This is a genomic window from Sulfitobacter sp. W074 (assembly GCF_025142275.1).
GTDB lineage: Bacteria > Pseudomonadota > Alphaproteobacteria > Rhodobacterales > Rhodobacteraceae > Sulfitobacter > Sulfitobacter profundi.
Genome location: NZ_CP081130.1, coordinates 939429 through 952060 on the forward strand (window position 1 = coordinate 939429; position 12632 = coordinate 952060).

Annotated in this window: 15 protein-coding genes; 10 read left to right on the top strand and 5 right to left on the bottom strand. The window is 61.8% G+C overall.

The genetic code is table 11. The annotated features are described in order from the left end of the window. Nucleotides 1-216 precede the first annotated feature (216 nt). From K3762_RS04575 to K3762_RS04590, 4 genes are read right to left on the bottom strand one after another with little or no spacing between them, the layout of a single operon-like run. Complete coding sequence (locus K3762_RS04575; protein WP_132446564.1) at nt 217-1248, bottom strand: MaoC family dehydratase; 1032 nt, start codon at nt 1246-1248, stop codon at nt 217-219. Then, nucleotides 1248-1451 carry a DUF1737 domain-containing protein gene (locus K3762_RS04580; RefSeq protein WP_067630476.1) on the bottom strand — a complete coding sequence of 68 codons (204 nt, stop codon included), beginning with the start codon at nt 1449-1451 and terminating at the stop codon, nt 1248-1250. Before K3762_RS04580 ends, K3762_RS04575 begins: the two co-directional genes overlap by 1 nt. A gap of 13 nt (nt 1452-1464) precedes the next feature. Beyond that, nucleotides 1465-2022 (bottom strand): NnrU family protein, encoded by a 558-nt coding sequence (locus K3762_RS04585; RefSeq protein ID WP_120350479.1) that lies wholly within the window; start codon nt 2020-2022, stop codon nt 1465-1467. Continuing rightward, nucleotides 2019-2885: a CoA ester lyase gene (locus K3762_RS04590; RefSeq protein ID WP_260011808.1), complete on the bottom strand. Its 867-nt coding sequence runs from the start codon at nt 2883-2885 to the stop codon at nt 2019-2021. The genes K3762_RS04585 and K3762_RS04590 overlap by 4 nt, the downstream gene beginning before the upstream one ends. Before the next feature lie 302 nt (nt 2886-3187). Between K3762_RS04590 and K3762_RS04595 the strand changes: the two genes are divergently transcribed. The 10 genes from K3762_RS04595 to K3762_RS04640 all read left to right on the top strand — a co-directional run bounded on the left by K3762_RS04595 (nt 3188) and on the right by K3762_RS04640 (nt 11828). Then, nucleotides 3188-3514, top strand: coding sequence for a hypothetical protein (locus tag K3762_RS04595; RefSeq protein WP_067630467.1), 327 nt, complete (start codon nt 3188-3190; stop codon nt 3512-3514). A 166-nt stretch (nt 3515-3680) separates the two neighbouring features. After that, nucleotides 3681-4766 carry a PRC-barrel domain-containing protein gene (locus tag K3762_RS04600; RefSeq protein WP_132446568.1) on the top strand — a complete coding sequence of 362 codons (1086 nt, stop codon included), beginning with the start codon at nt 3681-3683 and terminating at the stop codon, nt 4764-4766. Between the two features lie 154 nt (nt 4767-4920). Continuing rightward, nucleotides 4921-5883, top strand: coding sequence for a malate dehydrogenase (gene mdh, locus K3762_RS04605; RefSeq protein ID WP_132446570.1), 963 nt, complete (start codon nt 4921-4923; stop codon nt 5881-5883). A gap of 253 nt (nt 5884-6136) precedes the next feature. Beyond that, the gene (gene sdhC, locus K3762_RS04610) at nt 6137-6520 is read left to right on the top strand and encodes a succinate dehydrogenase, cytochrome b556 subunit (RefSeq protein ID WP_120350482.1); all 384 of its coding nucleotides are present in this window, start codon (nt 6137-6139) and stop codon (nt 6518-6520) included. 11 nt (nt 6521-6531) lie between these two features. Then, complete coding sequence (sdhD, locus tag K3762_RS04615; RefSeq protein WP_132446572.1) at nt 6532-6903, top strand: succinate dehydrogenase, hydrophobic membrane anchor protein; 372 nt, start codon at nt 6532-6534, stop codon at nt 6901-6903. Between the two features lie 29 nt (nt 6904-6932). Next, a complete protein-coding gene (gene sdhA, locus K3762_RS04620) occupies nt 6933-8738 on the top strand; it encodes a succinate dehydrogenase flavoprotein subunit (protein ID WP_067630456.1) in 1806 nt (601 codons plus the stop codon). Further along, nucleotides 8738-9073 (top strand): hypothetical protein, encoded by a 336-nt coding sequence (locus tag K3762_RS04625; protein ID WP_132446574.1) that lies wholly within the window; start codon nt 8738-8740, stop codon nt 9071-9073. Before sdhA ends, K3762_RS04625 begins: the two co-directional genes overlap by 1 nt. Nucleotides 9074-9083: 10 nt before the next feature. Next, nucleotides 9084-9863 (top strand): succinate dehydrogenase iron-sulfur subunit, encoded by a 780-nt coding sequence (locus K3762_RS04630; RefSeq protein ID WP_132446576.1) that lies wholly within the window; start codon nt 9084-9086, stop codon nt 9861-9863. A 42-nt stretch (nt 9864-9905) separates the two neighbouring features. Next, nucleotides 9906-10121, top strand: a complete 216-nt coding sequence (locus tag K3762_RS04635) for a hypothetical protein (protein WP_132446578.1) — start codon at nt 9906-9908, stop codon at nt 10119-10121. 54 nt (nt 10122-10175) lie between these two features. Beyond that, nucleotides 10176-11828 (top strand): FAD-binding dehydrogenase, encoded by a 1653-nt coding sequence (locus K3762_RS04640; protein WP_132446580.1) that lies wholly within the window; start codon nt 10176-10178, stop codon nt 11826-11828. A gap of 90 nt (nt 11829-11918) precedes the next feature. Here K3762_RS04640 and deoD read toward each other — a convergent pair whose 3' ends face one another. Then, nucleotides 11919-12623, bottom strand: a complete 705-nt coding sequence (gene deoD, locus K3762_RS04645) for a purine-nucleoside phosphorylase (protein ID WP_120350486.1) — start codon at nt 12621-12623, stop codon at nt 11919-11921. Between the last annotated feature and the right edge of the window lie 9 nt (nt 12624-12632).

Consider the following 12632-nt stretch of genomic DNA (forward strand, 5'->3'; position numbering starts at 1 on the left):
GTCCCGTTTCTGTTCCAGTTGCCCCGTAGTATGGGGATGACTTTCGTTCCTGTAAGGGTTTTTTCGGAGAAAGCCGGGATTGACCAGCTAAAAATGCGTTTTGTGATCACACGATAAATACGTGTGATCACAAATGCGCTCAACGGCTCCGAATCGGCTGATTTTTGCTTGTATTGCGGGGGATAGCTGGCCCGGCCAAAGGGGCGGGCCAGCGCTTTAGCGGGGCATGAGCGCCCAGTAATCGAGGTCAAGCAGAACCTCGGGGCGGTATTTGCCCGCCGCGTCACGCAGTTCGAACGGCGCGCCGCCTTTGGTCGCGACCAGCCGCAAACGCACAGCGCCAACACCGGGGGCTGAGGTCTCGGCCTTGTCGAGCACTTCGGACCAAGCGCGAATGGTATCACCGGCAAGGCAGGGGTTGGCATGCGCCCCGCCGTTGAGGCCCACGACCATCTGCGCATTGGCCAGCCCGTTGAAGGACAGCGTCCGCGCCATTGAGATCACGTGACCGCCATAGATCAGCCGCGACCCATCCGGGCGGGCGGAGGTGTCGAAATGCACTTTGGCCGTGTTCTGCCACAGGCGCGTGGCCATCATGTGCTCGGCCTCTTCGATCGTGACGCCATCGACGTGGTCGATCTTTTCGCCGACCTCGTAGTCTCCCCAGCGGTGCGGCTCCCCGGCGCGGGCGAAGTCGTAGTTGGAGAAGTCGAGGCCCTGCGGGATGTGCAATTGATCCACGGACAGGGCGTCGGGCAGATCGGGCACGATCGTCTCGGGCGCGGGGGCGTCGATATCGCCTTTGCGGACCATGACCCAGCGGACATAGTCGAGCACCTTTTCGTCATGCTGGTTCAATCCGGTGGTGCGGACCCAGACGACGCCGGTCTTGCCGTTGGAGTTTTGCTTGAGGCCGATGACCTCGCTTTCCGCGCGCAGCGTGTCACCGGGCCAGACGGGCCGCAGCCAGCGGCCCTGGGCATAGCCCAGATTGGCCACGGCATTGAGCGAGACATCAGGCACGGTTTTCCCAAAAACGATGTGAAAGGCGATCATATCGTCGAGCGGGCTGGCCTTCAGCCCGCAGGACTGGGCGAAACTATCGGCGGAATAAAGCGCGTGCCGCGCGGGGTAGAGCGCGTGATAGAGCGCGCGTTCGCCCGCGCCGACGGTGCGGGGCACCGCGTGATGCAGCACCTCGCCCAGTTGGTAGTCTTCGAAAAAGCGGCCGCGGTTGGTCTTGCTCATCACTGCTCGCCCAGTTTGGTGTCGGGCGAATAGGTGCCGGGGGCGTCTTTCACCACCGCTTGGCCGCAGCGCATGACACCGGCCTTGTGGTCCCATGTCTGGGTCGGGGTGCCGTAAAGCTCCCAGCCTTTGTTCAGCGCGTCGGTGACCTTGTGGCAAAAGGCGGACGTGTCTTCTTCGGAAAGGAAGCGGTAAACTTTCATGGAAGGCTCCGGGTCAATGAGGGAAGGGAATAACGCCGAGCCAAGTGTGAATGCCGGCGACGAGGACAAAGAGGATCGTGGAGATCACGATCAGACGGATATAGGTGGCGCGGCCTGCGTGGGGCGGGGGCGTCCAGCCCGGCTCGGCCCTGTTGATGAGGATTACTTCGCTCACCGCCCAGCCCAGCATGGTGCCGAAGAGCAGGATCGAGGCGAGATCACCGTTCACCAGTAGGTGTGCAGTGGCCCAGATTTTCACGGCCAGCAGTTGCGGGTGGCGGGTCTTATAGGCGGGCCACGCTTTGGCCCCCTTGGCGGCGCTTGAGCCGAAGACCCAGAAGGCCAGCAGCATCAGAAGGTTGTTAAGGTGCGTCAGGAAACTCGGCGGGTTCCAGACCGGCATGAACTCCGCCGCGCGATAGCCCCAGATGATGAGGGCCAGCGCCACGACCAGTGCGGCGGCCACCGCGCCTCGGCCCGCGGTGCCCATCTGCGCCCGTTGGGCGGGCATCAGGCGTTTGAAAAGATGGGCACCGATCCAAAGGATCAGACCGAGGATAAGGATTGTCATGGCGAGGGCTCCGGGCTCATGGCTGCAATTGCCGCCAGTTTTGCCAGTGTTTCGCGGGCGGTGGCAACATGGAGATTTTCCACGATCTTGCCATCAACGACCGCCACACCTTGGCCCGCCGCCTGTGCCTCTTCATAGGCGTCGATCTGACGGCGGGCGAGGGCGGCTTCGTCTTCCGACGGGGTGAAGGCCGCGTTGGCGATGTCGAGCTGGGCGGGGTGGATCAGCGTTTTGCCGTCAAAGCCCATGTCACGGCCCTGTTGGCATTCGGACTGCAGCCCGTCGTCGTCCTTAAAGGCGTTATACACCCCATCGATGATTGCCACGCCATGCGCCTTGGCGGCCAGCAGGCAGAGGCCCAGCCCTGTGATCAGCGGCAGGCGGTCGGGGCGGAAGCGGGTTTGCAGGTCTTTCGCTAGATCATTGGTGCCCATGACCATGGCCTGCAACTGGCGGTGTCCGGCGATAGCGGCGGCGTTGAGCATGGCACCGGGGGTTTCCATCATCGCCCAGAGCGGGATGTCGCCCACAATCTCGGTCAGCGCTTCGAGATCGGCGGGGGATCCGACCTTGGGCAAGAGAATCGCGTCGGGCTTCATCGCGGCGGCGGCACGGGCGTCATCGACGCCCCATTCGGTGTCCAGCCCGTTGATCCGCACCACCCGCATCCGCGCGCCGTAGCCGCCTGTGGCAAGCGCCTCGGCCAATGTCTCGCGGGCGGCGACCTTTTCATCGGGGGAGACGGCATCTTCGAGGTCGAAGATCACCGCGTCGCAGGCCAATCCGCGCGCTTTGTCGAGGGCGCGGGGCTTGGAGCCGGGGATGTAGAGAACGGAACGCAGCGGGCGGGTTGTGGCGGTCATGTAAGGCTCCTCGGGCAGGGCGGCGCATTGGCCGCCTAACATTGTTGCGCACAGAGGGGCATTTTTGTGCGAAAACTTCAAGGCAAAACATGCCGCGACGCAGCGAACCCGTTGCGCTGTTTTTGCGGGCGGCAGATTAACCAGTCCTTCAGGCTTGAGGCGCAGTCTTTTGCGCATCGCATCTGCCGCACCCTTTTGCAAAGCGGATGCAGTCATTTCAACCAAGGCTGCCTAAGGGCCGGTGCGAAAGACGCGCATTGTCATCCCCAAGGGTCACGCCTTTTGATGCAAAGGCAGATGCTATGTCAGGTTTTGTTAAATTTATCCACCTCGCGGCACTCACCGCCGCCTCTGCAATCGTGCTGGCCACGACGACAGAGGCGCAGACCCCGCGCAACTGCGCGCCGCGCGATCATGTGGTGCTGCGACTGGCCGATGGGTATGGGGAGACGCGCCAGTCGATGGGGCTGGGCGGCGACAACGCGGTGATGGAGGTTTTCGCGTCGGATCAAACGGGCAGCTGGACGATCACGGTGACCGGGGTCAATGGGATCACCTGTCTGGTCGCCTCGGGTCAGGGGTTTGAGGCATTGGCCGAAGCATTGCCTGCCAAGGGCGAAGACGCCTGAAAAGGGCGATATTGACTGAACGCGCGGGCGGCCATTGGCCGCCTTTCCTGTGTCTGGGCCAAGGTGGCGCGATCTATTTATTTGCGTGGCAGTGGAACTGGATAGGGCCATCCGGGTTGTGGTTCCAGAAGAGCAATTAACGCTCAATTTTGGAAGGAGTACTACAATGAAACGTTTTCTGAGCACCACGGCCATCGTACTGACAATGACCGGCGCAGCCTTTGCGGAAGCGCATTCCGAAGGCTTTGGCAACGTTGCTGTTGAACAAACAGACTTCCTTGCATCCGACCTGATCGGCATGCGCATTTACAACTCTGAAGCCGAAGTCGATGCGGCCACCCCCGTTGCCAATGGCGCAGAGCAGGAATGGGATGACATCGGCGAGATCAACGACATCATCGTGTCGAAAGACGGCGAAGTGACTGCCGTTATCCTCGGCATCGGCGGTTTCCTTGGGCTGGGCGAACGTGACGTTTCCATCTCCATGGACAAGATTCGCATCCTGAACGACGAAGACGGCGACCGTTTCCTCGTTGTGAACACCTCGAAAGAGATGCTGGAGCAAGCGCCTGAATTCGAACGCCCCATGATGGACGGCGAAGCGATGGAAGGCGAAGCGATGACCGAGACTGACGACAACGTCACCGTCGTCACCAACGGCGAAACCGAAACCGAGGAAATGGCCAATGAAGTAGAGGCCGAGACCGAGGAAATGGTTCAAGACACCGAGAACGCGGCCGAGAACCTTGAAGCCGAAACCGAAGAGATGGCCAACGAAGTAGAGGCCGAATCCGAGGAAATGGAGCAAGAAGCCGAAACCATGATGGAGAACGCCGAAGCTGAGACAGAAGAAGCTGTCAACGAAGCGGATGCCAACACCACCGTGATCACCGGCGACGAAACTGTTGAGCGTGAACTGCTGCCGCGCCCCGAAGTTGAGCGTGAAGGCTATGCCGCTGCCGAAGCGGACATGATCCAACAGATGAGCGCTGACGACCTCGAAGGCTCCTATGTCTATGGTGCCAATGACGAAACCGTAGGTGAGATCGACACGCTGCTGATCGGCGACAACGGCCAGATCGACCGTGTTGTCATCAACGTTGGCGGCTTCCTTGGTCTAGGCGAAAAGCCAGTGGCCGTGACATTTGACGAACTGCAGGTTCTGAAAAACGTCGAAGGTGATGATGTACGTATCTACATCGACAGCACCGAAGAGCGTCTGGAATCGCAGCCTGAGTACCAAGGCGACTAATATTTCGCCTTAAGTTTCAGCAATTGGCCGCCCCACGGGGCGGCCTTTTTCGTGGCGAGGGCAGGGGTTAGCCGCTGTTCAATGCTGCAACTTGCACGGGACCGTGCATTTCGGTATTTCCGGCGCAAATGAAACCTCTGTCGGAGACATGACCATGGCCAGACCCAGGATCGCGCTTATTGGCGCGGGGCAAATCGGCGGCACTCTCGCCCATCTCGCAGCGTTGAAGGAATTGGGCGATGTCGTCCTTTTTGACATTGCCGAGGGCACACCCGAGGGCAAAGCTCTCGATATCGCGTCGTCGGGCCCCTCGGGCAAGTTCGACGCCACCATGTCGGGCACCCAAGATTACGCGGATATCGCAGGCGCGGACGTCTGCATCGTCACCGCCGGGGTTGCGCGCAAGCCGGGCATGAGCCGCGATGACCTGCTGGGCATCAACCTTAAGGTTATGAAATCCGTGGGCGAGGGCATTGCCAAACACGCCCCCGACGCTTTCGTGATCTGCATCACCAACCCGCTCGACGCGATGGTGTGGGCGCTGCGTGAATTCTCCGGTCTGCCGCACAACAAGGTTTGCGGCATGGCAGGCGTGCTTGATAGCGCGCGTTTCCGTCACTTCCTCGCGACTGAGTTCAACGTCTCGATGAAAGACGTCACTGCCTTCGTTCTGGGCGGCCACGGCGACACAATGGTGCCGCTGGTGCGCTACTCCACCGTTGCAGGCATCCCGCTGCCCGATCTGGTAAAAATGGGCTGGACCACGCAAGACAAGCTCGACGCGATTGTGCAGCGCACCCGTGATGGTGGCGCCGAGATCGTTGGCCTGCTAAAAACAGGTTCCGCCTTCTACGCGCCTGCGACATCGGCGATTGAGATGGCTGAAAGCTATCTGAAAGACCAAAAGCGCGTGCTTCCTTGCGCCGCTTATGTTGACGGTGCCTACGGCTTGAATGGCTTCTATGTGGGCGTGCCTACAGTGATCGGTGCCGGTGGTATTGAGCGCGTGGTCGAGATTTCGATGAACAAAGACGAACAGACCATGTTCGACAATTCCGTCAACGCGGTCAAAGGTCTGGTCGAAGCCTGCAAAGGCATCGACGAGAGCCTCGCGTAAGCGCCAGAGCATATCAATTGGAAAGCGCGTCCCTCACGGGGCGCGCTTTTTCGTTCCGGGGAGATGCAGAATTTGTGATCACACGATAATCTGCTGTGATCACAAAAGTGGGCATGACCACATCAGTCTGCCATTTTTCCACCGAAACACTGGCCAAACCTCGCAGATTCCCCGCAGTTCCCCGTGACAGTCCTGTAAAAACCGCTATCAAGATGCAAAGCACAGGACAAAGCACAGGACAAAGGACCGCGCCATGGCCGATGTGAACCGGGGTAACCGCCCGCTTTCCCCGCATTTGACGATCTACCGCCCACAATTGACCTCTATGACGTCGATTCTCACCCGGATCACCGGCAACGCGATGTTGATCACCGCGCTGTTGATCGTGTGGTGGTTCCTCGCCGCGGCGACGTCGGTTGAGTATTTTGATACCGTGAACGGGATCATGACCAGCTGGTTCGGTGATCTGGTGTTCACCCTGTCGCTCTTGGGTCTGTGGTATCACACGCTCGCCGGCATCCGACACCTGATCTGGGACACAGGCCGCATGCTCGACGTGCCGACCGCTGAAAAGCTAGGCATCGCGGCACTGATCGGGTCGGTCGTGCTGACCATCCTGACCATCATTATCGTTTGAGGAGCGACACCATGGCATACATGACAGATCGCAAACGCGCCCGCGGCCTTGGCTCGGCGAAAACCGGCACCGCGCATTTCTGGGCGATGAAAGTCTCTTCGCTGGCGCTGCTGGTGTTGATCCCGCTGTTCGTCTTCACCTTTGGCAGCGCGCTTGGCGGCACATACGAAGAGATCCTCGCCTATTACGCGCGGCCTTTCCCGGCCATCGTGGCGGCGCTGACGCTGATCGTGGGCTTTAAACACTTCAATGATGGCGTGCAGGTGCTGATCGAGGATTATGTCCACGGTCTCGCCAACAAAGTCGCCCTCATCGTGATGACCATCATCAGCTACGGCGCAGCAGCGGTCGGCGTTTTCGCCATCGCCAAGCTCGCCCTGTAATAAATACGCCCAAACGGGAGACCGATTAAATGGCAGCATATGAATATGAAACCCACGAATATGACGTTGTCGTGGTGGGGGCAGGCGGTGCTGGTCTGCGCGCGACTTTGGGCATGGCGGAGCAGGGGCTGCGCACGGCTTGTATCTCCAAGGTTTTCCCAACCCGTTCGCACACCGTGGCGGCGCAGGGTGGCATCGCCGCGTCCTTGAGCAACATGGGCCCCGACAACTGGCAGTGGCATATGTATGACACGGTCAAAGGCTCTGACTGGCTGGGTGACACCGACGCGATGGAATACCTCGCCCGCGAAGCGCCCAAGGCGGTTTACGAGCTTGAGCATTACGGTGTGCCGTTTTCGCGCACCGAAGAGGGCAAGATCTATCAGCGTCCTTTCGGCGGCCACACCACCGAATTTGGCGAAGGCCCCCCCGTGCAGCGCACCTGTGCCGCCGCCGACCGGACCGGTCACGCGATCCTGCACACGCTCTACGGCCAGTCGCTGAAGCAAAACGCGGAATTCTTCATCGAATATTTCGCCATCGATCTGATCATGTCGGACGACGGCGTTTGCCAAGGCGTGCTCTGCTGGAAGCTCGACGACGGCACTATGCACCTGTTCAGCGCCAAGATGGTCGTGCTGGCGACCGGCGGCTATGGCCGTGCCTATTTCTCGGCGACCTCGGCGCACACCTGCACCGGCGACGGTGGCGGCATGGCAGCCCGCGCGGGTCTGCCGCTGCAAGATATGGAATTCGTTCAGTTCCACCCCACCGGCATCTACGGTGCGGGCTGTCTGATCACCGAAGGCGCACGGGGCGAGGGCGGGTACCTCACCAATTCCGAAGGCGAGCGTTTCATGGAACGCTACGCGCCGACCTACAAAGACCTCGCATCCCGCGACGTTGTCTCGCGCTGCATGACGATGGAAATCCGCGAAGGCCGTGGTGTGGGCGAAAACAAAGACCACATCCACCTGCACCTGAACCACCTGCCGCCCGAAACGCTAGACCTGCGCCTGCCGGGCATCTCGGAATCCGCGCGTATCTTTGCCGGGGTGGACCTCACGAAAGAGCCGATCCCGGTGCTGCCGACGGTGCACTACAACATGGGCGGCATCCCCACCAACTATTGGGGCGAAGTGCTGAACCCGACCGCCGACAACCCCGACGCCATCGCACCCGGCCTGATGGCTGTGGGCGAGGCGGGCTGTGCTTCGGTCCACGGTGCGAACCGGCTTGGCTCCAACTCGCTCATTGACCTCGTGGTCTTTGGCCGCGCCGCCGCGATCCGCGCCGCCAAGATTGTCGACGCCGACAGCCCGGTGCCTGCGCCGAACCTCAAATCGGTGGAAAAGGCATTCGATCGTTTCGACGGTCTGCGCAATGCCAAGGGCGGCACGCCCACCGCCGAGCTGCGGCTTGAGATGCAAAAAACCATGCAAGCCGATGCCGCCGTCTTCCGCACCGATAAGACGCTGGAAGAGGGCCGCGAGAAGATGATCGAAGTCGCCGACAAGCTGAACGACCTGCATGTCACCGACCGCAGCCTCGTGTGGAACTCGGACCTGATGGAGACGCTGGAGCTGACCAACCTCATGCCCAACGCCACCGCCACGATCACCGCCGCCGCTGCCCGCAAAGAGAGCCGTGGTGCACACGCCCATGAGGACTACCCGGATCGGAACGACGACGAGTGGCGCAAGCACTCGCTGGCGTGGTTCGATGGCAATGACGCGAAACTCACCTACCGCGCTGTGCACCTCGACCCGCTGACCAAAGAAGACGAAGGCGGGATCGACATGAAGAAAATCGCCCCCAAGGCACGGGTGTATTGATGGTTCGCACAGCACTCATCGCGGCCACGTTGTTCGCTCTCTCGGGCTGTGTCGAAGTCCAGCAGGCGGTGGATGACACCGCCCGCCAAGGCTCCAAAGGGGTGGTGACCGAAATCTTGGCCACCCGCTTCCCGCAGGTGCCCAAAGAGCTGATCACGCCCTTCACCGACTGCATCATCGACAATGCCGACGCGCTGGAACTGCGCGAATTGGCCCGCGCCGCCGTGGTCGGCGTGGATGACACAACAGCGGGCACCGTGCGCACGATCCTGTCGCGCCCCGAGACCCGTACCTGCCTGCTGGCCGCCGCGCCCGCAGCCGGTCTGACGCTTTAGGAGACGCACAATGGTTCAACTGACGCTTCCGAAAAACTCCCGCATGACCAGCGGTAAGACATGGCCCAAACCGCAAGGCGCGACCAACCTGCGTGAGTTCCACATCTATCGCTGGAACCCCGACGACGGGAAGAACCCGGCGCTCGACACCTATTTCGTCGACATGGACGATTGCGGGCCGATGATCCTTGATGCGCTGATCAAGATCAAAAACGAGATTGACCCCACGCTGACCTTCCGCCGCTCCTGTCGCGAAGGCATCTGCGGCTCCTGCGCGATGAACATCGATGGCATCAACACGCTGGCCTGTACGTACGGCATGGAAGAGATCAACGGCGTGGTCAAAATCTACCCGCTGCCGCATATGCCGGTGGTCAAAGACCTGATCCCCGACCTGACCCACTTCTACGCCCAGCACGCCTCGATCCAGCCCTGGCTGGAAACCGAGACACCCGAGCCCCGCAAAGAGTGGAAGCAGTCGATCGACGACCGCGCTAAGCTCGATGGCCTCTATGAGTGCATCATGTGCGCCTGCTGCTCGACATCCTGCCCCAGCTACTGGTGGAACGGCGACCGCTACCTTGGGCCAGCCGCCCTGCTGCACGCCTACCGCTGGATCATCGACAGCCGGGATGAGGCCACGGGCGAGCGTCTGGATGACCTCGAAGACCCGTTCAAGCTCTACCGCTGCCACACGATCATGAACTGCGCCAAGACCTGCCCCAAGGGGCTGAACCCGGCCGCGGCGATTGCCAATATCAAGAAACTGATGGTCGAACGGACCGTCTAAAGACAACAAGGCCCGGCCAAGCGCCGGGCCTTTGGTGATCTTATGATCCTGCCCTTCATCATCGTTGTCGTCTTTGTGATCGTGCTGATCTTTGCCCGCCGCAACGCGCCGACGCGCGATTGCCGCTGGCGCGAAGACCGGACCGGCGACAAGGGCGCTTTGCGCAAATACCACTGCGTCGCCTGCGGGGCCGAAGCCTACCGCAGCGAAGGCCCGCCGGACCGCTGCCTCAAAGGGCTCGACACGCCGCGCCTGTGACATTGCCTTTGCCGTGAACTCGCCGCACACTCGTTTCAAAAGGGGAGAGGTGCGATGGGCAGTGAGACTTTCAACGCAGATGTGATCGTCGTCGGCGCGGGCTTGGCTGGCATGGTGGCCGCTCACGAAGCGGTGCTGCGCGGGCGCCGGGTTCTGCTGCTGGATCAGGAAGGGCCGCAAAGCCTTGGCGGACAGGCGTTCTGGTCGCTTGGCGGGCTCTTCATGGTCGACACGCCCGAGCAGCGCCGCATGGGCATCCGCGACAGCCCGGAACTGGCCTATCGCGACTGGATGGGGTCCGCGCAATTTGACCGGCCCGAAGACGCCAATCCCCGCGCGCTGGCGGTGGGTTTCCTCGAATGGGCCGCGGGCGACATGCGCGACTGGCTGCAAGGTTTCGGCATGCGCTGGTTCCCGGTCGTCGGCTGGGCCGAACGCGGTGGGGCAGGGGCAGAGGGCCACGGCAACTCCGTCCCGCGCTTCCACATCACATGGGGCACCGGTACCGGCGTCGTCGCCCCCTTTGCGCGGCTCATGCAGGAACATGCGGCCAAAGGCCAACTACGTCTCGGCTTCCGCCACCGGGTGACCCGTCTGATCACCACCGACGGCGCCGTGACGGGCGTCGCGGGGGATGTCCTCGACGACAGCAGCGCCCCACGCGGCCACATCACCTCGCGCTCCATCAAAGCCGATTTCGACCACAGCGCCGAGGCGGTGATCCTCACCACCGGTGGCATCGGCGCGAACCATGATCTGGTGCGAAAACACTGGCCAACCGACCGCCTCGGCCCCGCCCCGCGCCAGATGGTCAGCGGCGTGCCCGACTACGTCGACGGCAAGATGCACGCCATCGCCGCAAAAGCCGGGGCAGGGCTGATCAACGAAGACCGCATGTGGCACTATTGCGAAGGCGTCCAGAACTGGAACCCGATCTGGCCCAACCACGGCATCCGCATCCTGCCCGGCCCATCGTCGATGTGGTTCGACGCCAAGGGCAACCGGATGGAGGCGCCCTGCATGCCCGGTTTCGACACGCTCTCAACCCTGCGCCGCATCCTTCAAGCGGGCGAGCACAGCTGGTTCATCCTCACACAAAAGATCATTGAAAAGGAATTCGCCCTCTCGGGCTCTGAACAGAACCCCGACCTCACCTCCGGCAGCTGGCGCGAGGTGCTCAAAGCCCGCCTCGGCGAAGGCGCCACCGCCGCAGTTGAGGCGTTCAAGGACAAAGGCGCAGACTTCATCGTCGCTGACGACCTCGACACCCTTGTCACCCGGATGAACGCGCTCACCCCCGAGGCGCCCGTCCGCCTTGACCACATCCGCACCCAGATCGAAGCCCGCGATGGTCAACTGGACAACCCCTTTGCAAAAGATGCCCAGATCACCGCAATCCGCGGGGCCCGCGCCTACCGCGGCGACCGGCTGATCCGGACCGCCAAACCTCACGCTATCCTCGACCCTGCCAACGGCCCGCTGATCGCCGTGCGCCTCAACATCCTCACCCGGAAATCCCTCGGCGGGCTGCACAGCGATCTCCAAGGCCGCGTGCTCACCCCCGAAGGCACGGTCCTGCCCGGCCTCTTCGCCGCCGGGGAGGTCTGCGGCTTTGGCGGCGGCGGCTACCACGGCTACAACGCCCTCGAAGGCACCTTTCTGGGCGGCTGCCTCTACTCCGGGCGCCTCGCCGGTCAAAACGCCTGATACCAGCCCCACAAAAGCAAAAGGCGCGACCCCCGCCGCGCCTCTTCATCCTTTTTCAAATACCGTCCGCACTCTCAGCGGACGCGACGGTCAGGCAAAGGCCGCTTCCAGCGCAATCTCAACCATATCACCAAAGCTTTTCTCCCGGTCTTCCGACGGCAGCGCCTCACCGGTCTGCAAATGGTCGCTCACGGTCAAGACCGCCAGTGCCCGGCGCTTGTGCCGCGCGGCCAGCGTGTAAAGCTCCGCCGCTTCCATCTCGACACCCAGAATACCGTGGCGCACCATCTGCTCGTCCAGATCGGGGCGTTCGGCATAAAAGACGTCCGAAGAATAGATCCCGCCGACATGGGTTTTCGCCTCCAGCTTCTCGGCCGCTTGCACGGCGGCACGCAGCAGGCCCCAATCGGCGCAGGGGGCGTAGTTTAATTCGCGGAAAATACCGGAGGAGGGCGAGGTGATGGTGCTGGCGGTCATCGCGATGATAACATCGCGAATGCCGACATGGCTCTGCATCCCCCCACAAGAGCCGATGCGGATCAGAGTTTGCGCGCCATATTCCGTCATCAACTCATTGGCGTAGATCGACAGCGAGGGCATGCCCATGCCGGAGCCTTGGATGGTGACGCGGTTGCCGCGCCATGTGCCGGTGAAGCCCAGCATGCCGCGCACTTCGTTGACCAGCTCGGCCCCTTCCAAAAAGGTCTCTGCCGCCCATTTTGCGCGGTAGGGGTCGCCGGGCATCAATACGGTGTCGGCGATATCGCCGGGTTTCGCGCCAATATGGACGGTCATTTCTGTCTC